Here is a 23,043-nt window from a genome sequence, read left to right as displayed (position 1 = left end):
CAGGGGTAGGGAAACGGGAAACCGTGCGAAAACGTTGTCGGGGTGCCTGCTTTCTCTAACTTTGTACGCCTGCCAACGGGCGTCTTACCCACGAACCCAATACTTACAGATATGGCATTCGACATTGAGATGATCAAGTCGGTGTACGCCGAGCTGCCGAAGAAGCTGGACGCTGTGCGCCAGAAACTTGGCCGGCCGCTGACCCACACCGAGAAAATCCTCTACACCCACCTTTTCCGCGAGCAGCCACTGGCTGACTTCAAGCGCGGTGCCGATTACGTAGAGTTCTCGCCCGACCGTGTGGCGATGCAGGACGCTACGGCGCAGATGGCCCTGCTGCAGTTCATGCAGGCTGGCCTCGACCGCGTGGCTGTTCCTTCCACCGTACACTGCGACCACTTGATCCGCGCCGAAAAGGGTGCCGATGAAGATCTGGGCCGCGCCGTGGAAGAGAACAAAGAGGTGTACGACTTCCTGTCGAGTGTCTCCAAGAAATACGGTATCGGCTTCTGGCGTGCGGGTTCGGGTATCATTCACCAGGTAGTGCTGGAGAACTACGCGTTCCCCGGCGGCATGATGATTGGTACTGACAGCCACACCCCCAACGCGGGTGGCCTGGGCATGGTGGCCATTGGTGTAGGCGGCGCCGACGCCGTAGATGCAATGACCGGCATGGGCTGGGAGCTGAAGTTCCCCAAGCTGATTGGCGTGAAGCTGACCGGCAAGCTCAGCGGCTGGACCTCTGCCAAAGACGTCATCCTGAAAGTGGCGGGCATCCTCACCGTAGAAGGCGGCACCGATGCCATTCTGGAATACTTCGGCGAAGGCGCTACCAACCTGAGCTGCACCGGCAAGGGCACCATCTGTAACATGGGTGCGGAAATCGGCGCTACGACCTCCATTTTCGGCTACGATGCCTCGATGAGCAAGTACCTGCGCTCGACTGGCCGTGCCGACATTGCCGACCTGGCCGATGGCGTAGCAGCCCACCTCACTGGCGACGCCGAGGTGTATGCCAACCCCGAGAAATATTTCGACAAGGTGGTGGAAATCAACCTGTCGGAGCTGGAGCCCCACGTAAACGGCCCCTTCACCCCCGATCTGGCATGGCCTATCAGCAAGTTTGCTGCCGCCGTAAAAGAGAAAGGTTATCCGGCAGTGCTGGAAGTAGGCCTTATTGGCTCGTGCACCAACAGTTCGTACGAAGACCTGACCCGTGCTGCCAGCATTGCTGAGTTTGCCGTACAGAATGGCCTGAAGGTGAAGAGCGAGTTCACCATCACCCCTGGCTCTGAGCAGGTACGCTACACCGCCGAGCGCGACGGCATCCTGGCCACCTTCGAGAAGATGGGTGGTGTGGTGCTGGCCAACGCCTGCGGCCCCTGTATTGGCCAGTGGAAGCGCCACCGCAAAGAAGGTGAGCCCAACAGCATCATCACGAGCTTCAACCGCAACTTCGCCAAGCGTAACGACGGCAACCCGCTGACACACAGCTTTGTGGCAAGCCCCGAAATCGTAACCGCACTGGCCATTGCCGGCGACCTGACCTTCAACCCGCTGACCGACACCCTGACCAACGACAAGGGCGAGAAGGTGAAGCTGAAGGAGCCCGCTGGCATTGACCTGCCGCCCCAAGGCTTTGCTGTGAAAGACGCTGGCTACCAGGCACCCGCTGCCGATGGCCGTTCGCTGAGCGTGGCTGTTGATCCGAAGTCGGACCGCCTGCAACTGCTCGACCCCTTCAAGCCCTGGGAAGGCACCGACCTCAAGGGTCTGAAGCTGCTGATCAAGGCCAAGGGCAAGTGTACCACCGACCACATCTCGATGGCCGGCCCCTGGCTGAAGTACCGTGGCCACCTGGACAACATCAGCAACAACACCCTGACCGGTGCCATCAACTTCTTCAACGGCAAGCCCGACAGCGTGAAGAACCAGCTGACCGGCGAGTATGGCGCTGTGCCCACCGTACAGCGTGCCTACAAGGCTTCCAGCATCGGTTCCATCGTAGTGGGCGACAGCAACTACGGCGAAGGCTCGAGCCGCGAGCACGCCGCCATGCAGGTGCGTCACCTGGGCATCCGTGCCATCGTGGTGAAGTCGTTCGCGCGTATCCACGAGTCGAACCTGAAGAAGCAGGGCATGTTGGCACTGACGTTCCAGAACCCCGCCGACTACGACAAAATCCAGGAGGATGATACCTTCGATATCGTAGGCCTGACGGACTTCAAACCCGGTGTACCGCTGACGCTGGTGATTCATCACAAGGACGGCAGCAGCGAGAACATCACGCTGAAGCACACCTACAACGAGGCACAGATCACCTACTTCAAGGCTGGCTCGGCCCTGAACATCCTGAAGCAGAAGTAATCTTTGCTGAATGCACAGAAAAGGGGGCCCTAAAGCCCCCTTTTCGTTTTTGGCGCACGCTTGTACCGATGTTTGTGTTGTGAGGTTGTATACCTTTTTGCCTACCAGAGAAAATGAAGAAGGAAGAACTGGACAAGCTGTCGCCGAGCTCGCGTTTCAACCTGAAGTTCATGCGCCGCACCAACCTGCTGGCCATCACGATATTTGTGGTGGGCATACTGGTGAAGCTCATCTGGGAGCTGACGCACTAATGCGCATTGGCCGCGGGGTCAGTCCTTGAAGTCTTCGCCGAAAACGGTGCGCCGGGCGTGGGCCTCGGACGGGCGTATCATGGCAAACCATATCAGCGCGGCTACCCCCACCAGAATGGGCAGGTAATGCATGCCCGAGAGCAGCGCGCCCATCAGCGCGAAGCCATAGGCACCGGCGGTGGTAGTCATCTGATTGTAGAGGGCGCGGGAGTAGCGGAAGGCCTTGGCGTCGTAGGAGATTTCGCGTGGGGCGCGGCTCAACCGCCAGGTGTACACCGCGTGGCCGATGGCAAAGACCATCACTGCGCCCCCGGAGAACATGACCGCAGGTATCCACTGGTCATTCGGGAAGATGTTGTATAGCCCGTTGGTGACAATAAACAGGGGCGGGAAGATGGAAATGACAATGATGAACGCCAGGTTCAGGTAGTACTGAAACCGGAGGCCTCTGATCAGTTCTTGGAGCTTCATATCAGGGAGAGGATAGGACAGGCAGCTACAAGCTAATGCATTAACACGCGCGTGCGGCAGGGGTGCCTACTAATGGGGAGGGATGCAGTGGTCAGTCGCACAGGCTGGTGCGGTTGGCATGCGAAACGGTGGGGTAGCGGCCGACTGCCAGAATGATGGAAATGCCCAGCATGAAGGCATTGGCGGCAATCACCGGGCCGTAGGCAAAGGGCTTTCGGGAATGAGCGGTGACTCTAAGGAGTGCTGAAATGCCAGAGGGTTAAACCAGCATCAGCACCAGGAGACGGCGTTGCAGTATCTGGCTCCTCAGCCGGCTAACGGTTTCGGCTACGGTCATCTTCAGGGGCTTCGTAGGTGCCTTCGGCCTGCTGGGCCAGCAGCGGTGCGGCTATTTCCTTCATGTAGGCAAAGGCGGCGTCGTAGTCGTTGGGCACCGCACCGTCGAGGATGGCGTCGCGGACACGCTGCTTGATGTCGCCCACAATACGGCCGGGCTTCAGGTTGAAGGTCTGCATGATGACCTCGCCGGTGATGGGCGGCTGCCAGTTGCGCAGGTTGTCGCGCTCGATGACCTCGGCGATGCGCTCCTCTACGTGGTCGAAGTTGCGGAGGTAGCGGGCCACCTTGTCGGCATCGCGGGTGGTGATGTCGGCGCGGCAGAGCTTCATGAGGTCCTCGAGGTCGTCGCCGGCGTCTACAATGAGGCGGCGGATGGCGCTGTCGGTCACTTCTTCGTCTACCAGGGCGATGGGCCGCAGGTGCAGCTTCACCAGCTTCTGGACGTAGCGCATGGGCTCGCCCATAGGCAGGCGCAGGCGCTGGAAGATTTTGGGCACCATGCGTGCGCCGCGGTCTTCGTGGCCGTGGAAGGTCCAGCCGACGACGGGGTCAAACCGCTTGGTGGCAGGCTTGGCGATGTCGTGGAGAACAGCCCCCCAGCGCAGCCAGAGGTCGCCGGTGGTGCGACACAGGTTGTCCAGTACCTGTAGCGTGTGGTAGAAATTGTCTTTGTGTGCCCGGCCATTGACGCGCTCCACGCCATGCAGCTTCACGAACTCGGGGAAGAAGCGGTGCAGCAGGCCGGTGTTGAACATGAGCTTGAAGGCCGTGCTGGGCACATCGGTGAGGATCATCTTGTTGAGCTCGTCGGTGACGCGCTCGGGGCTGACGATGTCGATGCGGCTGGCGTTGCGGACGATGGCGGCGTAGGTGTCGTCGGCGATGCGGAAGTTGAGGCGTGTGGCAAAGCGGATGCCGCGGAGCATGCGCAGGGGGTCGTCGGAGAAGGTGACGTCGGGGTCGGTGGGGGTGCGGAGGATGCCGCGCTCGAGGTCGCCCAGGCCGTCGAAGGGGTCGTGCAGAGTGGCCCAGTCTTCCTTCTGGAGAGAGAGGGACAGGGCGTTGATGGTGAAGTCGCGGCGCAGCTGGTCGTCGCGCAGGGTACCGTTCTCGACAGAGGGCTTGCGCGAGTTGGCCTGATAGCTCTCGCGGCGGGCACCGACGAATTCAACGTGCCAGTCGGCCGTGCGGACGAGGGCCGTGCCGAAGTTCTCGTACACCACGATATCGGGGGCACCAGCAACGCGGGCAAACTCGCGTGCCAGACGGGTGCCACTGCCTACGGTTACGACATCAACGTCCTTGCCGGGGCGGCCCAGCAGGAAGTCGCGCACATAGCCACCGATGACATAGGCAGGCTGGCCGACCGCCTCTGCGGCCTGTTGCAGCTGCCCAAAAAGTGTATCGGAGAGGGCAGCAGGATAAGCAGGGGGCCCGTTCACGGCTGTTTCCTTCACCACAAAAATGCCCAAAATCAGGATTGAGAAAGCAACTGGTTGCGCTCGGTGTCAGAGAGATGCAGGCTGTGGGCTGCGTGCTCGGCCGAGGGCTTCCGGTAGAGATAGACGAGGATGACAGCGAAGTAGTACACCCAGTAGACAGGCTGGCCCGTCTGGATGTAGGCTACGAGCACAAAGAGATTGACGCCCTGCAGCACTGCACAGCGCATGACAAATGCCACCTGATAGCTCTGGAGTTTTGAGCTGAGAGTGCGGAGGTCGCGGGAGGCCCGAATGCGCCAGGAGTAGAGGCCTACCCCCGCAGCGCCAAACACCAGTGACAGTACCGGCACGGCAAACTGCATGACGTAGTGGGCAATGGGGTTGGCGATGAACCGGCCCGTGATGACCAGGGCAATGGCGGCCAGCGCAAAAAGCAGCTGGCCCGCCAGCATTGCGGAGTAAATGGCACGAATGCCGCGCAATACAGGAGGGCCAGTCATGAAACGGTGTGCGAGGGTGATCAGCGGACCACAGCGGCAGTTACAGTGTTGACCTTGGCGTACAGGGCTTCCATGTAGCTGTCTACCAGTGAGGGCCAGATGCCGAGGATGAGCAGGAGGATCATGAGGGCTACAGCGCCAACCATGGGTCCCACCTGACGGTTGAGTGCGGCTACCAGTGCGCCTTCGCCCTGAATGTCGCCAGCGAGGGCCACACCGGTTTCAGGCTTCTGGAAGAACATGACCACGATGACACGGAGGTAGTAGAACGCACCGATAACCGAAGTGAGAATACCGATGACAGCCAGCGTGGTGTATTCGGCGTGTACAGCCGAAGAGAACACCTGGAACTTGCTCATGAAACCTGCCAGCGGCGGAACACCCGCCAGCGAGAACAGGAAGACCGACATGGCAATGCCTACCCAGGGACGGCGCATGCCCAGGCCTTTCCAGGCTTCGAGTTCGGCGTCGCGCTCGGTGTTCTCCACGATGGAAATGATGCCGAAAGCGCCGGTGGTCATGAGCATGTACACCACCATGTAGAAGATAACAGCCTGATAGCCCTCAGGACCGGCACAGAGGCCCAGCATGAGGTAGCCAGTGTGGGCAATGCTGGAGTAGGCCAGCATGCGCTTGAGGTTGGTCTGGCGGCTGGCTACGATGTTGCCATACACCATGGACGCCACGGCCAGCACTGCGAGCAGCGTGAGGATTTTGGGGTCGGGTGTTGGCATGAAGCGCTGCAGGAAGAACGCCAGCGCAATGAAGGCCGACATCTTGCTGGCGCTGGCCATGAAGCCTGCCAGTGGCGTGGGCGTGCCGGTGTATACGTCGGGCGTCCAGCTGTGGAAGGGGAACGCAGCGATTTTAAAGAGGAAACCCACCAGCAACAGTCCCAGTGCAGGATAATACAGCACAGAGGGGGCGGTAGTGGAGAGGTTCATGGTTTGGATGACATCCATGCGGGTGGTGCCAGCCATGCCGTAGATGAGGGCAATGCCGTAGAGCAGGAAGGCCGAGCTGAAGGCCCCCAGCAGGAAGTACTTGAGGCCAGCTTCGTTGCTGCGCACATCGCGCTTGAAGAGGCCCGCCATGATGTACAGCGCCACCGACATAATCTCAAGACCTACGAAGAGGATGATGAGATCGTTGCCGTTGGCAAGCATAATCATGCCGATGAGCGAGAAGAAGAGAAGGGCGTAGACGTCGCCAAGGTCCTTGTGGTGCCGACGGAAGAAGTCTTCAATAAAGAAGAGGGCAAAGAACGCCGCAGCACAAAGAAAGATGTGCACCAGGGCCGCAATGCCGCCAAAGGCAATCATGCCACTGTAGTGGATGGAGAGGGCGTCGGACTGAAGCCAGCCGGGAATGGCCAGGGCGGTGGAGGTCAGCAGACCGATACCTGCGAGCCAAGGGAGCGCGCGGCGCGCCTTGAACGCGTCGGCGAGCATAAGAATCAGACCAAACACCAGCAACGCCAGCAGGGCAGCTGAGGGGGCCAGATCGGCGGTGTTGAAGTTGCTCATAAGCGGGGCAAAGTGCATTGGAGCGGGTGCGGTTTACACCCGTTCGCGCGTCGAAATTACGCACCCGCCCATCAGATTCCAACTGCTGGAGGGCAGGTTGGAAACAAGAACCCCCGGCCGGGTGTGGCTGGGGGCTGATATCCAATGCAGAAACAGGCACTGTGGGGCCTGCAATGGGCTCAGTTATCCACTGGCGCAGGGCTGTTGCCAGGCTTGTTGCCGCCTTGGTTGTTGCGATCAAACTCGATGCCCTGGGTGCGCAGCCGCTTGCGTTCTTCTTCTATTCGGCGCTGCTGCTCGCGGGGGTCATACTGCTCCAGGCTGGGGTCGTATACGTTTACGTTCTTCCGCAGGCCGAAGAAGCCCTTGCGCTGCTCATACCATTTGTCGTACCACTGGTAGCCGTCGACGGTGCCGTCGGCGCCGTAGGTCCAGACACTGCGCTGGTCGTTGCGCTGGGGGGCAGCCAGGTGGTCGAACACGATGCCCCAGGCTTTCTTCTTGCCATCCATGATCTGGGCGCGGTTGAGGGTAAACACCGAGTTGTCGGTGTACTTGAACACGCAGCGCAGCTTGGGCGCGGCGCCCGAATAGAAGAGCGGTGCACCGAAGTACACTTTGTCGGGGTCGCGCGGGTCAAAGTGAATGACGTCGAGGATTTTGTAGTTGCTGGTGGCGTTGTGGCCGTTGTAGCCGAAGATGACGTAGTGGGTGGTTTTCTCCTTGCGGGTTTTGCCAGCCAGGGTCATGCGCATGATTTCGCCGCGCTGGGAGAGTATGCCAAACTCGGAGTAGCGGGGCTTGTAATAAATGGCACCCAGCCAGCGGGTGTTGTCCAGCGGGGTGCGCTCTACGTCTTCGCTGCGGTCTACCACGTCTTGCAGCACGATGACGCGCAGTTCGGTCTGGCCCTTTTCGGTTGGGATTCGACGCTGCACCAGCCCGGCGTAATTGGCGTTGCCACTGGGGTCGGTGTACTGCCAGGTGAAGAGACGAAAGGTTTGATCCTCGGGGTAGAGACGAGAGACAGTGATGAGTGAATCGAAGCCGAAGTCGTAAGAATCGGTCCGTTTGAGCAACTGCTGGAAGTAGGCTACCACGGTGGTGTTGGCCTTCAGCTTGGCTTCAAAGTCGCGGCCAGTGAAGATGTACTTCATCCAGGGGCGCAGGGCCTCCTGCACATCGGGCAGGGGTGTGGTGGCTGCCGGGGGCAGCGGGCGCAGCAATACGCTGTCGGCGGTGAGGGCGTTCTGTGCTTGGGCGCCAACGGTGGTCAGCAGCAGCACGAGAAGCAGAATAGCGCGGTTCAACATGGTGAGAGAGATACTAAGGCGAACGTACATCGCCATCAGCTGAGTATGAGTTTGAATTTTACGAGGTAGTCACTACGGTTTCCGGTAACGCGGAAGGCGTAGAGGTCGCCGGGTTCGGGGCCTGCCTCATGGGTGTGCCTGCCGGTGGTCCAGACCGCGTTGCCGTCGGCGGCCACCGCCAGCAGCACCTGCCCCACGTAGTCGTCTACCCACCTGCCTACAATACCGATGGAGTTCTTGACGATGTTCAGCACGTCCATTTCCATGACAGTGAGTGTGAAGGCGAGGCCATTGTTTTCCAGGTTGCCTACATAGAGACAGTGGTCAAGCACGAGGTGGTCGGAGGTACGCATGGGCCAGACCTGCATGTGAGCCGGTACACGTTCGTTGACAATTTCCGTGCCTTTTGTGCCAGGTCCGCCCGTTGCTGCCTTGAAGAGCAGGTACATTTCATCGCCATCTTTCTCGCTCTGTTTCAGGCAAGTGAGGCTGTGGAGGGTGAGTTCTACCTGGGTTGGCATGGCGCAGAGGGGAGAGGTTGTGTCTCAAAATAACAACGCGGCGTCGGGAAACCCCTACACCGCGCTGTAACCTTTTTGGGAAAAGCCTGCTTACTTGAGTTTCAGCGTGGCAGTGCCAATCTCGTAGCCTTCGCAGTAGATGACCACAGTGGTCTGGCCGTCTTTCCACTCGACACCCTGTGGCAGTGCGTAGAGCATGGATACCGACTGGGCCGCGCGGTCATAGTTAACAGCGGTTTTGGTGGAGTAGGGCACTTCCTGACCGTTGAAGGTGAAGTAGCCACCGGTGGTCTCAAACGACTTGTAAACAGTGCCATCGGGCCCCTTGATGACGGCGTAGAGCGTACGGCTGCCAATCTCGGCTACGGCGTTCTTCATGAGGGTGAAGGTAATCTTCAGCTTCTCGTCGGTGCTGAGGCGCAGCTCGCGGTCTTTGTTGGCGGCACTTTCCTTGCCCCGGCGGTTGACCTCGGCGAAGCTGAACTCGGCTGCTTCCAGAATGGCGGCCGCCTGAAGCTTCGTGCGATAGAGGGTGTTTTCGCGCTGGGCTTCGGTGATGGTGCTGTCGCGCTGGCGCACTTCCTGCGTCAGGTTGGTGACCTGGCCAGTGAGGCGCTCGTTCTCTTCTTTCAGGCGGGCAATCTCGGCCTGATACTTCTCAATGTAGTAGGCCATCTGGTCTACCTTGCCTTTGTACTCTTCCAGCTGGCTGGCAGTGAGGCGGCCCGCAGCCGAGAGTTGTGCCAGGCGCTTGCGAGCGTTGTCGAGTTCGGCACTCATCTGCTCGATACGGCGGTTCTTCTCTTCCAGCTGAATGTCCTTGTTCTCGATGTCGGACCCCATCTGGGTAATCTTGTCGTTCAGCTGGCTGATTTCCGTTTCGAGTTCCACCTTGTTCTCGGCGTACTCTACGTTCTGCTGCTTCAGCTGCTGCGTCTGGAAGGCGAAGTAGGCAGTAGAAGCGGCCAACCCTACGATGATGACACCCAGAATGATTTTGGTGGTGTTGCTGGTGCCGCCGGGCGCGGAGTTGGAATTCTGTTCGTTAGCCATAGCTACGTGTGTATGAAATGGATGTGAGAGTGTGCCAGGGAGTTCGGCTGCAAAAGTAGGGGAAATCCTTGGCTACAGGGCTCACTTTACAAACACCTTGCCAAAGCAGAGGGTGGGTACGGGGAAGGTGTATCTTTGTGCCCACATGGAACTGTTGCACCAACTCAAGGAACTGCTGAACCCCGAGTTTCTCATCGCCTACGGGGGCCTGGCCATCTGTATCGCGATTGTGTTTGCCGAAACCGGCCTGATGGTGGGTTTCTTCCTGCCCGGCGACTCGCTGCTGTTTACGGCAGGGCTGCTGTGTGCTACGGGCCAGTTCCCGGTGCACATTCTGTTGCTGGTGAGCACACTGACGGTGGCGGCCATTGTCGGCGACCAGGTGGGCTATCTGACAGGACGCAAGTTTGGCCCTGCGCTGTTCCGCCGCAACGAGTCGTGGCTGTTCAAGCCGCAGTATATCGAGCGCACCCGGGCCTTCTACGAGCGCCACGGCGGCAAGACCATCATCCTCGGTCGTTTTGTGCCCATCGTGCGCACGTTTGCCCCCATCATCGCAGGCGTGGCGAAGTTTGAGTACAGTCTGTTTGTGCGCTACAACGTTGCTGGGGGTATCCTCTGGGTGTTCAGCATGACGTTCGCGGGCTACTTTCTCGGCGTGCTGATCCCCGGCATCAAGAACTATATCGAGTACATCGTCATCGGTATCATCCTGTTGTCGGTAGTGCCCATCATTACCACGGCACTGAAAGAACGCGCCCGCGCCAAGCGCACCCCCAATGAGGTGGAGCGCATTGGCAAAGCCGCAGCCGACACCGCCGCCCTTCAGGACAACGACCCCAGCAACGACCCCACCTCGCTGCCCGGCAGCTATTGATCTGCCCCTTTTTCTGCTGACGTATGGCTGTTAAAGATCACCTGCCCCACGTATTGGAAGGCATTCGTGCGGCCGAAGCTGCCAGTGGCCGCCCTGTCGGCAGTGTGCGCCTGCTGGCCGTGAGCAAGACCAAACCTGCCAGTGCCGTAGAAGAAGCCCATGCGGCCGGACAGGTGGACTTTGGCGAAAACCGTGTGCAGGAAATGGCTGAGAAGCATGAGCAACTGGCCCACCTGCCCCTGCGCTGGCATCAGATAGGCCACCTCCAGACCAACAAAGTGAAGTATCTGGCGCCGTTTGTGCACCTGATTCACAGCCTGGACTCGGTGAAGCTGCTGGCCGAGATAGACCGGCAGGCCGCTCGCTACAACCGCATCATCGACTGCCTGATACAGGTAAACATCTCGAACGAGGACCAGAAGGAAGGCACCGACGAAGCTGGCGTGCAGGACATTCTGGCCGCCCTGCCCCAGCACCCGAATGTGCGCATCCGGGGCCTGATGGGCATAGCCGAGCTCACCGACAACCGCGCCCGCATTGCAGCACAATTTCAGCAGCTGGCCGCCCTGCGGGAACGGCTGCGGGCACAGGAAAACTCCCAACTGTCCATGGAAGAGCTGTCGATGGGCATGAGTGCCGACTACGACCTGGCCATTGCTGCCGGGGCTACCATGGTGCGGGTGGGCAGCGCCATCTTCGGCGCGCGTTAACAATTGATTTTCTGAATGTTTGAGGGTAGCTTGGGTTTCACTCTCAATCCCTTTTGCTCATGAGCTACACCCTCTCGTGGTTCGAGATTCCGGCCACTGATCTGGATCGGGCCCGGAAGTTCTACGAAACCCTGCTGGCCATCGAAATGCCCACCATGCAGATGGGCGACAACCTCATGGCCTTTTTCCCGAACAACCCGCCGCACACCACTGGGGCAGTAGTAAAAAGTCCCAGCCACGTACCAAGCGACAAGGGCTCAATGGTGTATCTCTACGGCGGCGACGACCTGAGTCTTGTTCTGTCGCGCGTGGAAGCCGCTGGTGGTAAAGTGCTGATGCCCAAAACGGAAATCGGTGGCGAGAACGGCTTCTTTGCCTTTTTCCTAGACACCGAGGGCAACCGCGTGGCCCTGCACTCGATGCAGTAAACTGCCTACGACCCGAGGGCGAGGGGGGCATTGGCCCCTCTTGTGCTATCTTTAGGCGCTATGCCGACTGTACACAGGCTGTCGCGCCCCTTCATAGAGCTGTATTACTCGCTGCCGGTGCAGATGCTGGTGAGCCAGGTGGCCAACCACCGCGTGATGCTGGCCATCTGGGTGGTGCTGTTTCTGCTGACAGGCAATGGCCTGATGAGCGAATTTGGCATGGCGCAGCTGCTGCTGGAGCCCGAGTACCAGCAGGAAGTATCGTTTCTGGCGGCATTCATCGTGGGGCTTACGGTGGGGCTGTTCATCCTGGCCTATCAGGTGACGTCGTACATTCTGGACGGACCTCGGTTTGCGTTTATCGCATTGCAGCGGTCGCCTTTCCGGGTGTTCGCCATCAACAACAGCATACTGCCCGTGGCGTACTGGCTGTTCTATGGCTGGCGCTTTGCCGACTTCCAGCTGCGCAGCCCGTTGGCCGAGCGGCCCTCTACGCTGGTGCTGCTTTCGGGTCTGTATCTGGGCGGGGCAGTGATTACCCTGCTGGCACTGGGCTACTTCACCCTCACCAACAAGAACGCCATCTCCATGCTGGGCGAACGCTTTGTGCAGGGCCTGCAGAACCCCATGCGCATGGCGCGTAGAGTGAAAGCCTCGCTGGACCAGAACATGAAGGTCAATACCTTCATCGGGGGCAATTTTGGCATAAGGCCGGTGCCAGTCCGCATTTCAGGCGATACCCGCCCCATGATGCGTGTGCTGAATCAGAACCATGCCAACGCCCTGTTGTTCATGCTGTCGTTTCTGGTGTTGCTGGCTACGCTGGGTCTCATGCAGGACAACGCCTATTTTCAGGTGCCAGCAGGTGCCACGCTGCTGATACTCTTCGCATTCATCATTCTGCTGGTGGGCGCGGTGGCCTACTGGTTCCGCAAGATTGGCCCGCTGGTGGGCATTGCACTGGTGGTGGTGCTGTTTTTCCTCAATAAATCGCAGCCATTTCTGGGGCGGCACTATGTAAATGGCCTCAACTACGATGTGCCACCGGCCAGCTACACGCTTGAGACGATCAAAGCCAGTGTGACTGACAGCCTCGTGCAGGCCGATCTGGCGGCAGGTCGCGCCGTGCTGGATACCTGGGTGGCGAACTACAAAGCCCGCTATGGCGCCAATGCCAAACCCCGATTGCTGGTAATAGGCACCACGGGCGGCGGCCTGCGCAGCGCCACCTGGACCGTCACCTGCCTGCAACGCCTGGACAGCCTGCTCGAAGGGCGCATCAACGACAACCTGCGCCTCATCTGTGGAGCCTCCGGTGGCATGATCGGTGCCAGCTACTACCGCGAGCTACTGCTGCTGGACGCCGAAAAGCGATATCCGACTGATCTGCCCGGCCGTTTTGCCCGCGCACACATCAACAACGTGTCGGCCGATCTGCTCAACGCCATCACGTTCAACGTCATCGCCAACCTGTTCATCCCCACGCCGGAGCTGCGCAACGGACAGGAGCGCATGACCCGCGACCGCGGCTATGCCTTCGAGCGCCAGTTGGCCGAGAACACCCAGTTGCTGAAGGGCCGCCGACTGGCACATTACGCTCAGCCCGAGCGACAGGCATTGGTGCCGCAGCTGTTGTTTGCCCCGGCGGTGGTAAACGACGGTCGTCAGCTGGTGATTTCAGCGCAGCCCTGTTCCTACCTGTTGCAACCGGTGCGTTACAACCGGCTGTACAGCAACGAAATATCGGGCGTAGAGTTCCGGCGCTTCTTTGCCGCCCAGAACGCCGACAGCCTGTACCTTACCTCGGCCATCCGCCTCAGCGCCAGCTTCCCGTTCATCCTGCCTTTTGCCGAACTGCCCACCCAGCCAGTGGTGGAGGTGATGGACGCCGGCGTGATAGACAACTTCGGGGTGGTGTTGGCTCTGCGCTATCTCTTTGCCCACCGCGAGTGGATCGACGCCAACACTGCGGGCGTGGTGTACCTCCAGATTCGCGACTCTGACCGGGAGCGGCAGGTGTCGGGCAGCCGTGAAATCACGCTGGGGCAGCGCCTTTTCGGTGTAGTGGGCGGCACCTATAATACACTGGCCGAGGCCCAAGACTTTGGCACCGACCAGATGCTGCATTATGGCCCCTCGCTGTTTCAGGTGCCTTTCGACGTATTCGAGCTCCAATACATCCCAGAGCGCACCTTCGAGAAGGCCAGCCTCAACTTCCACCTCACCAAGCGCGAGAAGGAGGACATCATCGGCAGTATCGACAACATCGAGAACATCGAAACACTGGAGGCGCTGCGCAAACTGCTGCGGCCCGCCCAGCACGAACTGTCGCTGGTAGAACTGCTGCGGCTGCAACGGAAAGTGGAAGAAGCCCGACCCATCGAGCCACGTAAGCAGGGCAAAGGGAATTAGTAGTTTTGCGGCGCCGTTATGGCACCACAATACACGCCCATGCACAACCCCATCGAACTGATTGTACAGGCCACGCCTAATCCGCGGGCCTTCAAGTTTGTGTCCAGCCTGGAACTGATGCCCGAGGGCTGGGTGGAGTATCTGCGGGCCGACTACCCCGCCGGGCATCCGGTATGCGAGGTGCTGTTTGCCCACCCGGGCGTGGAAAGCGTGTATGTGGCAGGGGGCTTTATCTCGGTACGCTTTGCTGCCGAACCCGAGCCGCACGAGCTGGCAGCCCTGCGGCCCCAGCTGCTGACTGTGCTGCGCAACGCCACCGAGTCGCCCTTCCCGACGGGCCTGACGCCCACAGGCGACGAGCATCCCGTGGCCGAGTGGTTCCGCACCAAGATTCTGCCCGCCACCCAGCAGGACGGCGGTGGCATTTTCTTCGAGCGCTTTGCCGAGGGCGAGATTTCCGTGCGTACCCGAGGCGCCTGTACGGGCTGTCCCTATCTATCGCTGACGCTGGAGCGGGGTGTGCTCGAACCCCTGAAACAGCGACACCCCGACCTGCACTCCGTGCGCCCAATCTGACGCTTCGCATTATTTATACGCAGTACAAATGCGTGTCGGCATGTGACGAATCAGTGTTTGGGTTGAGCAAAAACCGTTGTTTTGCTGTTGTAGAATAGGAATGGAAGAAAGGCCAGAAGCCTGTTGGCCGCTGATACGCTGTGTTTGGATGGTCGCCCGTGTGCGCTCATTTTTGCACAGTTGAAAGCAAATGCGGACCAAGAAAGGCCAAAGCCTGTGTCTTTCCGCATGAATTGCTAACTTCGCTGCGCATTGCAATCACCGTCATTTATGACCAACACGGGGAAACATCGTACCATTTTCCGCCTGTTATTGGCGGCCGTACTGTGCTTCGGCTTTCTGTATTTCAGCGCCGGAGACAGCTACGCCCAAGCCATAGCGGACTCGCTAAAGCTGGGTAAGCAGGCAGCTGCCGCTGCCGAACAGTATGCCGACGTTCAACTGGGCGAACCCGCCAAGGAGGGCAACGGGCTGGTGAAACTGTTCTTTGCTGCCGCGGGCCTCATCACCCTGTGTGTGGTATTGGTTGCCATCATGATGAGCAAGGTTGCCGAGCTCACGGGCTTCAACCCCCTGGCACGGTTCAATACCAACGCTCTCAATCCGCGTCTGTTCCTGCTGTTCTTCCTGGCAGGTGCCGTAGGGCTGGTGTGGGAGTTCAATCTCCACGCCAAGTATGTCCTGATGGGTTCCGCTGCTTCTGAGCACGGCATGGAGATAGACCGGATGCTGCGCAACACGATTATCATTACGGGTATCGTGTTTGTCATCACGCAGACGCTGCTTTTCCTCTTCACGTATATCTATCGCAGCCGCCCCGGCCGCACCGCCATCTACTACCACGACAACACCCGACTGGAGCTGGTGTGGACACTGATTCCTGCCGTGGTGCTGGCCTACCTGGTGCTGGACGGTGTAAGCGTCTGGAACAAAATCAAAGACGTAGAAGCCATCAAGGAACAGAATCCTGTAGTGGTGGAAGTAGTAGGCGAGCAGTTCCAGTGGAATGTGCGCTACGCAGGCGTAGACAATAAACTGGGCCGCGCCAACTACAAGCTTATCAAGGGTATCAACGCAGTAGGTATTGACCCCACCGATGCCGATGCACACGACGACATCGTAGCCGACGTAAAGGAACTCGTAATCCCCAAAGGACGTGCAGTTCTGGTGAAGATTCGTGCCAAGGACGTACTGCATGGTGTATACATGCCGCAGTTCCGGCAGCAGCTGTATGCTGTACCCGGCATGCCCACCGAGTTCACGCTGACCCCTACGATTACTACTGCCGAAATGCGCGACCGTCTGGGCAATCCCGATTTCGAATATGAAATGGCCTGTTCGCAGCTCTGTGGCGAAGCCCACTGGAACATGCGTCTGGTTATCAAGGTGGTAACGCCCGATGAATACCAGGCTTGGTTGCAGCAGCAGCCCAGCTGGTATGCCAGCAAGTACAAGAAAGCACAGGAGGAACAGCTGGCTGCTGAACAGCAGGCCGTTACTCCAGCCGCTCCCGCTGCCCCCCAGAACAACAAGACCGCCAGCCGCTAACAGCCTCAACCGTCTCAATACGCTTCCGTCATGTCGGTACAACACAGCACTGCCACCGCCCACGCACACGAGGTGCATGACGCGCACGGCCACGAGCACCACAAGGAGACGTTCCTGACGAAGTATATCTTCAGCCAGGACCACAAAATGATTGCCCGCCAGTTCCTCATCACAGGTATTGTGATGGGTTTCGTAGGCGGCCTTCTGTCGGTGCTTTTCCGTCTTCAGCTGGCCTGGCCTGATACCCCTATCCCCGGTCTGGAGTTTATTCTGGGCAAGTGGGGCAAGGATGGCATCCTGGATCCAACCTTCTACATGTCGCTCGTGACCATTCACGGCACCATCATGGTGTTCTTTGTGCTCACGGCTGGCTTGAGCGGTACGTTCAGCAACCTGCTTATTCCGTTGCAGATTGGTGCACGCGATATGGCGTCGCCTTTCCTCAACATGCTCAGCTACTGGCTGTTCTTCCTCAGCTCGGTAGTAATGCTGGTGTCCATCTTCGTAGAAACCGGTCCTGCAGGCGCTGGCTGGACGGTGTATCCTCCGCTGTCGGCCCTGCCCAAAGCCATGTCGGGTTCGGGTCTGGGTATGACCCTCTGGCTGGTGTCGATGTCGCTGTTCATCGCCAGTTCGCTGATGGGTTCGCTCAACTACATTGCCACGGTGCTGAACATGCGCACCAAGGGCATGAAGATGACCAACATGCCCCTTACCATCTGGGCATTCTTCCTTACGGCAGTACTGGGTGTTCTCAGCTTCCCTGTACTGTTCGCTGCTGCCATTCTGCTCATCTTTGACCGCAGCTTCGGCACCAGCTTCTACCTGTCTGACATCGTACTGAAGGGCGAGCAGCTGGCCAATCAGGGCGGCAGCCCCGTTCTGTTCCAGCACCTGTTCTGGTTCCTGGGCCACCCCGAAGTATACATCATCCTGATGCCTGCTCTGGGTATCACCTCCGAGGTGATTGCCACCAGCGCCCGCAAGCCCATCTTTGGCTACCGCGCCATGATCGGCTCTCTGCTGGGCATCACAGGCCTGTCGTTCATTGTATGGGGTCACCACATGTTCGTTTCGGGCATGAACCCCTTCCTGGGCACTGCCTTCGTGATTGCTACGCTTATCATCGCGGTTCCCTCTGCGGTAAAGACCTTCAACTACCTGGCTACGCTGTGGCGCGGTAACATCCAGTTCACGCCGGGTGCTATGTTCGCCATCGGCCTGGTGTCACTGTTCATCTCGGGTGGTCTGACAGGTATCTGGCTCGGTAATGCCGCGCTGGACATCAACCTGCACAACACCTACTTCGTCGTGGCCCACTTCCACCTGGTAATGGGTTCGGCGGCTATGTTCGGCATGTTTGCCGGGGTGTATCACTGGTTCCCCAAGATGTTCGGTCGCAAGATGAACAACACGCTGGGTTACTGGCACTTCTGGCTCACTTTTGCTTCAGCCTACCTCGTGTTCTTCCCGATGCACTATATCGGCCTGGCTGGTGTACCCCGTCGTTACTACGCTTTCACGCAGTTCAACTTCGCCGAGGTGTTTGTTGATCTCAACGTCTTCATCACCATTGCCGCCATCATCGGTGTAGGTGCTCAGTTCATCTTCCTCTACAATTTCGTTTACAGCGCTATCGCGGGCAAGAAGTCTGAGCGCAACCCATGGAAGGCTACTACCATGGAGTGGACCACTCCTGTAGAGGGTATTCACGGCAACTGGCCTGGCGAAATCCCGGCTGTGTACCGCTGGCCCTACGAGTATAGTGCGCCTGGTGCACCTACCGACTTCGTTCCCCAGACGGTATCTGATGCCGACCTGAACAGTGGTAAGCGCTACTGGGATGAGGACTACGATCCTGCGCCGGTAGTACCTACAGGTGGAGCCCACAGCCCTGCCCCCAGCACGACCCCTACCCCTGAGGCCGTGCACCGCAAAGACGACCAACAGGATGACGCTCACGTTGCCTAACCGGCCTACGTAATGTCAATCCTTGAGTATAGCGAGAAACAGGTGTGGCGATTCCGTGTATTCGGGATCGCCACCCTTGTTATTGTATACCTGCTGATCATGGCGGGCGGCATCGTGCGAGCCACTGGCTCGGGCATGGGTTGCCCCGACTGGCCCAAGTGCTTCGGCACCTGGGTGCCCCCCACAGACGTATCGCAGCTGCCTCCCGACTACCGTGAGCGCTTTGCCGTTGGTGGCCGTGAAATCGCTGAGTTCAGTGCAGTTCATACCTGGGTAGAGTACATCAACCGCCTGCTGGGTGCGCTCACAGGGGTCTTTATTTTCGTCACATTTCTGCTGTCGCTTACCTATTGGCGCTCAGACCGTCGTATCGTCTACGTGAGCCTGGCTGCATTGCTCGGGGTTGCGTTTGTCGGCTGGCTGGGGGCCAAAGTAGTGGCGCACAACCTGGCACCGGGCATGGTAACGCTGCATATGCTGGGTGCACTGGCCATTGTAGGGCTGGTGCTCTATGCGGTGTCCTGGCCACAGATTGAACGCGTGAAACGCCCAGGCGGGCTTTCACTGCCGCCACTGCGGGCACAGTCTGCGGGCTGTCTTGCCATGCTGATTGCACAGATTGTGATTGGCACGCAGGTGCGCGAATTGGTAGACCACAGTGCCGCCATCACCGGAGAAGCGGGCCGTACCAACTGGCTGCTGTCTACGGGTGGACTGTTCTATGCGCACCGATCGCTTTCGGGCCTGCTGCTGCTGGTCAATGGCTGGCTCATTTACCGTATCTGGCCGCTGATAGGGCTCAACAGCAGTGTGCGTTACATCGCCTGGGCGCTGGTTGGCGTACTGGGCACCACCATTGCCGCAGGTATGGTACTGGCATATCTGGGTTTGCCAGCGGTGGCACAACCCGTTCACCTGTTCCTGGCTTTCCTGCTGTTCGGTGTGCAGTTTCTGCTGCTGCTGGTATTATACAAGCGCAAACTGCTGCGACCTTCGGCAGAAGAAGCTGCCGTACTGGCCACTGCTCCTTGAGTTTCTCATTCGGTTTTTAGTTTCTCTTCGCCTTGCGGCCCATCTCCTTCCGCGACGTACTGCAACTTGCCAAACTCCGGCTCACGCTGGTGGTGGTGGCATCGGCTCTGCTGGGCTACATGATTGGTGTGCCTGGCCCGCTCGATGGTTATGTGGCAGGCATGGTGGTGCTGGGGGGCCTGCTGGTGACGGCATCTTCCAATACCCTGAACCAACTGTTGGAAATCCGGCAGGACGCTCAGATGAAGCGCACCGCCGAGCGGCCGCTTCCTACAGGCCGCATGCAGGCACGGCAGGCGCTGCTTATCGCAGTGGTGCTGGGGGTGGCGGGCATAGCGGTGTTGTGGCTGGGCACCAACCCCCTGTGTACGCTGTTAGGCGGACTGTCGCTGGTGGCGTACTCTTTTGTATATACTCCGGCTAAAAAGATTGGTCCGTGGGCGGTGTTTATCGGTGCTTTCCCAGGGGCCATGCCGCCCCTTATTGGCTACGCAGCGGCTACTGGGCATCTGGGCCGCGAGGCGGGCATCCTGTTCCTCCTTCAGTTCATCTGGCAGTTTCCACACTTCTGGGCCATCGCCTGGCTGGCTCACGACGAATACCGTAAGGCAGGTTACCACCTGCTGCCCTCGCGTGGGGGCAAAGACACAGCCAGCGCCATCTGGATTGTCGTTTCGGCGGCAGCGCTGCTTCCGGCTATCTGGTTGCCCTACTGGGTGGGCATGAGTGGACAGGCGGCCCTGTGGGCAAATCTGGTGCAGAGCACGGGATTTCTCTACCTCGCCTGGCGGTTATATACAGAGCGCACGAATGCCGCTGCCCTGCTGCTCATGTTCGGTTCGTTTTTGTACCTCCCGCTCATGCTGCTGGGCCTTTTTCTCGACAAACACTTCTAAGAAATGGATATGACAACCCCTTACAGTGAAGAACTGGCCACCAAGCGGCGAGCCAGTCGGCTGCTGATGTGGCTGTGGATTGGCTCGATGGTCATGCTCTTTGCTGGGCTCACCAGTGCATATATCGTCCGCAAGGGCGAAGGGAACTGGCGGCCTTATGACCTGCCTGCTATTCTCTGGCTGTCTACCGGCCTCATCCTGCTCAGCTCTGGCGCCTTGCACATGGGCTTGCGTGCGGCGCGGCAAGATCGTTACTCGGCACTGTTGGGCTGGATTACTGGCTCGGCTACGCTGGGCATAGCCTTTCTTACCACCCAGTTTCTCGGCTTTGGCCAACTGGTGGCGCAGGGGGTCTACTTTGTGGGCAACCCCAGTGGCTCGTTTCTTTATGTGCTGATGGGCCTGCACGGGGTGCACTTGATTGCTGGGGTCATTGCGCTGGCAGTCATGCTGATACAGGCGGCACGGTACCGTATCAGCGCCAGGAATACCTTCACGCTGGAACAGGTAGCGCTTTTCTGGCACGCCCTCGATTTCCTTTGGGTCTATTTATTTCTATTTTTGCTCATCAATCACCTCTGATATACTCGCATGGCAACCGTAAGTACGGCATCTTCTGCGCCTGAGGCTGGCAAAACCAGCATCTGGGACGGTGGCAACGCCCCCTTTGGCGCAAGCTACGGCAAACTGATGATGTGGTTTTTCCTCGTGTCAGATGCCTTTACGTTCTCGGCACTGCTCATCTCCTACGGGATGATCCGTGTGAGCCACGTGTTCTGGCCCAAGCCGGAAGAGGTGTTCAAGTCTATGCCTTTCTACCACGGCAACGCGCCGCTGGTGTTTGTCGGCATCATGACCTTCATCCTGATCATGAGTTCGGTAACGATGGTACTGGCTGTTGAGGCTGGCCACCGTGGCGACCGTAAGGAGATCGTTAAGTACCTGTTCCTCACCATCATTGGTGGGGCCATGTTCCTGGGCTGCCAGGCATGGGAATGGACCCATATGTTCCACGAAGGGGCCTCCCTGTGGCACAATCCCTTCACCTCCTACGATGCCAATGGCGCGGTAGGTGCGGCGAACCCCACTTCCTTCACGGCTCTCTTCTTCGTGATTACAGGCTTCCACGGCTTTCACGTATTCTCCGGTCTTGTGATTCTGGCCATCGTTCTGGCGGGTACGCTCGAAGGCAAATTCCAGTCTGCCGGCTACGAGATGATTGAAAAAGTAGGTCTCTACTGGCACTTTGTAGACCTTGTGTGGGTGTTTGTGTTCACCTGCTTCTACCTCGTTTAATCACCCCTGACGACATTACGCACCATGGCTGATACCCACGCGCACGAGCATAAGAGTGACACTTTCAACAAAATCTGGCGTCCGTTCCTGATTCTGTTGGGCATCACAATCGTCGAGTTCATCATTGCACTCGCCATCAGCAATGAGGCGCTGCCTCACAAGCCCTGGAAGGTGCTGATATACGTTTTGCTGACCATTGCCAAGGCATTCTACATCATTGCCTATTTCATGCACCTCAAGTTTGAGAAGATCAATCTGATTTACTCCATCGTGGTGCCTGTTGTCTTCATCTTTGTGCTGGTGATGGCCATGATGTACGAAGGCGCCCAGCTTCATTCCTGAGCACTGACATACCATGGCAACGCCTGAAACTGGCGAGCCCACAACCCAAAAGGACGGCCTACGCCTGCTGCGCGTAGCAGCCGTCCTTCTGGTTTTGTTTGGGCCTGTGTTGGTTCTGCTGCTGATGCGTGGCAGCAACCAGCAGTTCGTCAACATGCCGATCCTGGGCGAACGCACCCTGCAGGGCGCCGACACCCTGTACTACACCGTGCCCACCCCGCTTGCCGACAGCCTCCGTGGCCGGATGCATCTGCTGCTGGTTATCGCTGACGATACCGTTACGCAGGGCGCGGCCAAGGGACTGGTCGGAGAGCTCACCCACGAGTTTGCCTATGCCTGGCGCAAGGCCGGGGACATTCGCCTGGTGTTGGCGGGCACTGTATCGGCCGCTGAATCGGATTCCGTGCCAGGGCTGCGCCTTGCGGCCCCAGCTGACTCGGCTCTCCGCCGGGCGTATCTGCTTACCAACCCTGGATTGCGTCTTCCGATGGCACTTGTCGACCCCGACCTCCACGTTCGGGCCGTGTATGACGCCGCTTCAGCCGGGCAAGTCAAACGCTTGAAGGAAGACGTACGCGCGCTCCGGCACGAATTCCGCCAGAAACAGGTTACTTCGGGACGCTATTCACGCTTCGTGCAGCAATGAAAGACCGGATTTTCGTCCCCCTGATTATTGCCATTTCCGTGCTGGTGCCAGTGGTGGTCATTCTGCTGATGCAGATGCCTGCCATTGAAGGCCACGGCCTCAACCTCAGTATCTTCCCGCTTGTCAACGCCTGTATCAACAGTGCGGTGAGCGTGCTGCTCGTGCTGGGCTTTACACTTATTCGCCGCAGGCAGATTGCCCAGCACAAAGCGGTCATGCTCACGGCGTTTATTCTGTCGGGGCTCTTTCTGGTCAATTACGTGGTATACCACCTTCTGTCTCCCGATCAGGCCCGTTTCGGGGGCGAGGGGGCTATCCGTGCCGTTTATTTCTTCCTGCTCATTACCCATGTGGTGCTGGCGGCACTGATATTGCCCGCCATTCTCTTTACAGTATACCGGGGCCTGCAGGGCGATTATGTCCGCCACCGAAAAATTGCGCGCTGGACTTTTCCCCTCTGGCTGTATGTATCTGTAACCGGTGTGGTCGTTTATCTTATGATGGCCCCTTATTACGGTCACTGAGT

The 23,043-nt window shown here is 58.8% G+C and carries 23 protein-coding genes; 16 read left to right on the top strand and 7 right to left on the bottom strand.

Annotation, left to right across the window (positions count from 1 at the left end; genetic code table 11):
- Positions 1 to 111 precede the first annotated feature (111 nt).
- Positions 112 to 2,367 (top strand): aconitate hydratase, encoded by a 2,256-nt coding sequence (locus tag AC2D8O_RS13115; protein ID WP_484679288.1) that lies wholly within the window; start codon positions 112 to 114, stop codon positions 2,365 to 2,367.
- Between the two features lie 113 nt (positions 2,368 to 2,480).
- The gene (locus AC2D8O_RS13110; protein ID WP_484679287.1) at positions 2,481 to 2,618 is read left to right on the top strand and encodes a hypothetical protein; all 138 of its coding nucleotides are present in this window, start codon (positions 2,481 to 2,483) and stop codon (positions 2,616 to 2,618) included.
- An 18-nt stretch (positions 2,619 to 2,636) separates the two neighbouring features.
- Here AC2D8O_RS13110 and AC2D8O_RS13105 read toward each other — a convergent pair whose 3' ends face one another.
- From AC2D8O_RS13105 to AC2D8O_RS13075, 7 genes are all read right to left on the bottom strand, one after another.
- On the bottom strand, positions 2,637 to 3,089 hold the full coding sequence (locus tag AC2D8O_RS13105) for a hypothetical protein (RefSeq protein ID WP_484679286.1): 453 nt from the start codon (positions 3,087 to 3,089) through the stop codon (positions 2,637 to 2,639).
- A gap of 314 nt (positions 3,090 to 3,403) precedes the next feature.
- Entirely contained in the window at positions 3,404 to 4,885 is a 1,482-nt protein-coding gene (locus tag AC2D8O_RS13100) for a CCA tRNA nucleotidyltransferase (RefSeq protein ID WP_484679315.1), read from the bottom strand.
- A gap of 17 nt (positions 4,886 to 4,902) precedes the next feature.
- Positions 4,903 to 5,370 (bottom strand): hypothetical protein, encoded by a 468-nt coding sequence (locus AC2D8O_RS13095; protein WP_484679285.1) that lies wholly within the window; start codon positions 5,368 to 5,370, stop codon positions 4,903 to 4,905.
- A 20-nt stretch (positions 5,371 to 5,390) separates the two neighbouring features.
- Complete coding sequence (locus AC2D8O_RS13090) at positions 5,391 to 6,896, bottom strand: NADH-quinone oxidoreductase subunit N (RefSeq protein ID WP_484679284.1); 1,506 nt, start codon at positions 6,894 to 6,896, stop codon at positions 5,391 to 5,393.
- A 179-nt stretch (positions 6,897 to 7,075) separates the two neighbouring features.
- Entirely contained in the window at positions 7,076 to 8,209 is a 1,134-nt protein-coding gene (locus AC2D8O_RS13085) for a hypothetical protein (protein WP_484679283.1), read from the bottom strand.
- Between the two features lie 35 nt (positions 8,210 to 8,244).
- A complete protein-coding gene (locus tag AC2D8O_RS13080) occupies positions 8,245 to 8,730 on the bottom strand; it encodes a hypothetical protein (protein WP_484679282.1) in 486 nt (161 codons plus the stop codon).
- A gap of 90 nt (positions 8,731 to 8,820) precedes the next feature.
- A complete protein-coding gene (locus AC2D8O_RS13075) occupies positions 8,821 to 9,783 on the bottom strand; it encodes a hypothetical protein (RefSeq protein WP_484679281.1) in 963 nt (320 codons plus the stop codon).
- 145 nt (positions 9,784 to 9,928) lie between these two features.
- Between AC2D8O_RS13075 and AC2D8O_RS13070 the strand changes: the two genes are divergently transcribed.
- The 14 genes from AC2D8O_RS13070 to AC2D8O_RS13005 all read left to right on the top strand — a co-directional run bounded on the left by AC2D8O_RS13070 (position 9,929) and on the right by AC2D8O_RS13005 (position 23,041).
- Positions 9,929 to 10,660 carry a DedA family protein gene (locus AC2D8O_RS13070; protein ID WP_484679280.1) on the top strand — a complete coding sequence of 244 codons (732 nt, stop codon included), beginning with the start codon at positions 9,929 to 9,931 and terminating at the stop codon, positions 10,658 to 10,660.
- 23 nt (positions 10,661 to 10,683) lie between these two features.
- Positions 10,684 to 11,370, top strand: a complete 687-nt coding sequence (locus AC2D8O_RS13065; RefSeq protein ID WP_484679279.1) for a YggS family pyridoxal phosphate-dependent enzyme — start codon at positions 10,684 to 10,686, stop codon at positions 11,368 to 11,370.
- Positions 11,371 to 11,429: 59 nt separating this feature from the next.
- The gene (locus AC2D8O_RS13060) at positions 11,430 to 11,798 is read left to right on the top strand and encodes a VOC family protein (protein ID WP_484679278.1); all 369 of its coding nucleotides are present in this window, start codon (positions 11,430 to 11,432) and stop codon (positions 11,796 to 11,798) included.
- A gap of 60 nt (positions 11,799 to 11,858) precedes the next feature.
- The gene (locus tag AC2D8O_RS13055) at positions 11,859 to 14,210 is read left to right on the top strand and encodes a patatin-like phospholipase family protein (protein ID WP_484679277.1); all 2,352 of its coding nucleotides are present in this window, start codon (positions 11,859 to 11,861) and stop codon (positions 14,208 to 14,210) included.
- 18 nt (positions 14,211 to 14,228) lie between these two features.
- On the top strand, positions 14,229 to 14,786 hold the full coding sequence (locus tag AC2D8O_RS13050) for a NifU family protein (protein ID WP_484679276.1): 558 nt from the start codon (positions 14,229 to 14,231) through the stop codon (positions 14,784 to 14,786).
- A gap of 270 nt (positions 14,787 to 15,056) precedes the next feature.
- Complete coding sequence (locus tag AC2D8O_RS13045) at positions 15,057 to 16,334, top strand: cytochrome c oxidase subunit II (RefSeq protein WP_484679275.1); 1,278 nt, start codon at positions 15,057 to 15,059, stop codon at positions 16,332 to 16,334.
- Positions 16,335 to 16,364: 30 nt separating this feature from the next.
- A complete protein-coding gene (locus AC2D8O_RS13040; protein ID WP_484679274.1) occupies positions 16,365 to 18,305 on the top strand; it encodes a cytochrome c oxidase subunit I in 1,941 nt (646 codons plus the stop codon).
- A gap of 12 nt (positions 18,306 to 18,317) precedes the next feature.
- On the top strand, positions 18,318 to 19,337 hold the full coding sequence (locus AC2D8O_RS13035) for a COX15/CtaA family protein (protein ID WP_484679273.1): 1,020 nt from the start codon (positions 18,318 to 18,320) through the stop codon (positions 19,335 to 19,337).
- Positions 19,338 to 19,369: 32 nt separating this feature from the next.
- Positions 19,370 to 20,233 (top strand): heme o synthase, encoded by an 864-nt coding sequence (gene cyoE, locus AC2D8O_RS13030; RefSeq protein WP_484679272.1) that lies wholly within the window; start codon positions 19,370 to 19,372, stop codon positions 20,231 to 20,233.
- 9 nt (positions 20,234 to 20,242) lie between these two features.
- The gene (locus AC2D8O_RS13025) at positions 20,243 to 20,815 is read left to right on the top strand and encodes a cytochrome c oxidase subunit 3 (protein ID WP_484679271.1); all 573 of its coding nucleotides are present in this window, start codon (positions 20,243 to 20,245) and stop codon (positions 20,813 to 20,815) included.
- A 9-nt stretch (positions 20,816 to 20,824) separates the two neighbouring features.
- A complete protein-coding gene (locus AC2D8O_RS13020) occupies positions 20,825 to 21,529 on the top strand; it encodes a cytochrome c oxidase subunit 3 (protein ID WP_484679270.1) in 705 nt (234 codons plus the stop codon).
- Positions 21,530 to 21,553: 24 nt separating this feature from the next.
- A complete protein-coding gene (locus AC2D8O_RS13015; protein WP_484679269.1) occupies positions 21,554 to 21,871 on the top strand; it encodes a cytochrome C oxidase subunit IV family protein in 318 nt (105 codons plus the stop codon).
- A 13-nt stretch (positions 21,872 to 21,884) separates the two neighbouring features.
- On the top strand, positions 21,885 to 22,517 hold the full coding sequence (locus AC2D8O_RS13010; RefSeq protein ID WP_484679268.1) for an RNA-binding protein: 633 nt from the start codon (positions 21,885 to 21,887) through the stop codon (positions 22,515 to 22,517).
- Positions 22,514 to 23,041 (top strand): DUF420 domain-containing protein, encoded by a 528-nt coding sequence (locus AC2D8O_RS13005; protein WP_484679267.1) that lies wholly within the window; start codon positions 22,514 to 22,516, stop codon positions 23,039 to 23,041. The genes AC2D8O_RS13010 and AC2D8O_RS13005 overlap by 4 nt, the downstream gene beginning before the upstream one ends.
- The last annotated feature ends 2 nt before the right edge of the window (positions 23,042 to 23,043 follow it).

This window comes from Pontibacter sp. T17, assembly GCF_057219875.1.
Note: the sequence above shows the minus strand (reverse complement) of the source record. Positions and strands in the feature narration are given on the sequence as shown.

Coding starts and splice junctions, on each gene's coding strand:
- AC2D8O_RS13035 (WP_484679273.1), top strand. CDS start 18,318: ATGTCAATCCTTGAGTATAGCGAGAAACAGGTGTGGCGATTCCGTGTA.
- AC2D8O_RS13025 (WP_484679271.1), top strand. CDS start 20,243: ATGACAACCCCTTACAGTGAAGAACTGGCCACCAAGCGGCGAGCCAGT.
- AC2D8O_RS13005 (WP_484679267.1), top strand. CDS start 22,514: ATGAAAGACCGGATTTTCGTCCCCCTGATTATTGCCATTTCCGTGCTG.
- AC2D8O_RS13010 (WP_484679268.1), top strand. CDS start 21,885: ATGGCAACGCCTGAAACTGGCGAGCCCACAACCCAAAAGGACGGCCTA.
- AC2D8O_RS13075 (WP_484679281.1), bottom strand. CDS start 9,783: ATGGCTAACGAACAGAATTCCAACTCCGCGCCCGGCGGCACCAGCAAC.
- AC2D8O_RS13090 (WP_484679284.1), bottom strand. CDS start 6,896: ATGAGCAACTTCAACACCGCCGATCTGGCCCCCTCAGCTGCCCTGCTG.
- AC2D8O_RS13080 (WP_484679282.1), bottom strand. CDS start 8,730: ATGCCAACCCAGGTAGAACTCACCCTCCACAGCCTCACTTGCCTGAAA.
- AC2D8O_RS13105 (WP_484679286.1), bottom strand. CDS start 3,089: ATGAAGCTCCAAGAACTGATCAGAGGCCTCCGGTTTCAGTACTACCTG.
- AC2D8O_RS13065 (WP_484679279.1), top strand. CDS start 10,684: ATGGCTGTTAAAGATCACCTGCCCCACGTATTGGAAGGCATTCGTGCG.
- AC2D8O_RS13050 (WP_484679276.1), top strand. CDS start 14,229: ATGGCACCACAATACACGCCCATGCACAACCCCATCGAACTGATTGTA.
- AC2D8O_RS13020 (WP_484679270.1), top strand. CDS start 20,825: ATGGCAACCGTAAGTACGGCATCTTCTGCGCCTGAGGCTGGCAAAACC.
- AC2D8O_RS13070 (WP_484679280.1), top strand. CDS start 9,929: ATGGAACTGTTGCACCAACTCAAGGAACTGCTGAACCCCGAGTTTCTC.
- AC2D8O_RS13045 (WP_484679275.1), top strand. CDS start 15,057: ATGACCAACACGGGGAAACATCGTACCATTTTCCGCCTGTTATTGGCG.
- AC2D8O_RS13060 (WP_484679278.1), top strand. CDS start 11,430: ATGAGCTACACCCTCTCGTGGTTCGAGATTCCGGCCACTGATCTGGAT.
- AC2D8O_RS13040 (WP_484679274.1), top strand. CDS start 16,365: ATGTCGGTACAACACAGCACTGCCACCGCCCACGCACACGAGGTGCAT.
- AC2D8O_RS13015 (WP_484679269.1), top strand. CDS start 21,554: ATGGCTGATACCCACGCGCACGAGCATAAGAGTGACACTTTCAACAAA.
- AC2D8O_RS13110 (WP_484679287.1), top strand. CDS start 2,481: ATGAAGAAGGAAGAACTGGACAAGCTGTCGCCGAGCTCGCGTTTCAAC.
- AC2D8O_RS13055 (WP_484679277.1), top strand. CDS start 11,859: ATGCCGACTGTACACAGGCTGTCGCGCCCCTTCATAGAGCTGTATTAC.
- AC2D8O_RS13095 (WP_484679285.1), bottom strand. CDS start 5,370: ATGACTGGCCCTCCTGTATTGCGCGGCATTCGTGCCATTTACTCCGCA.
- AC2D8O_RS13115 (WP_484679288.1), top strand. CDS start 112: ATGGCATTCGACATTGAGATGATCAAGTCGGTGTACGCCGAGCTGCCG.
- AC2D8O_RS13085 (WP_484679283.1), bottom strand. CDS start 8,209: ATGTTGAACCGCGCTATTCTGCTTCTCGTGCTGCTGCTGACCACCGTT.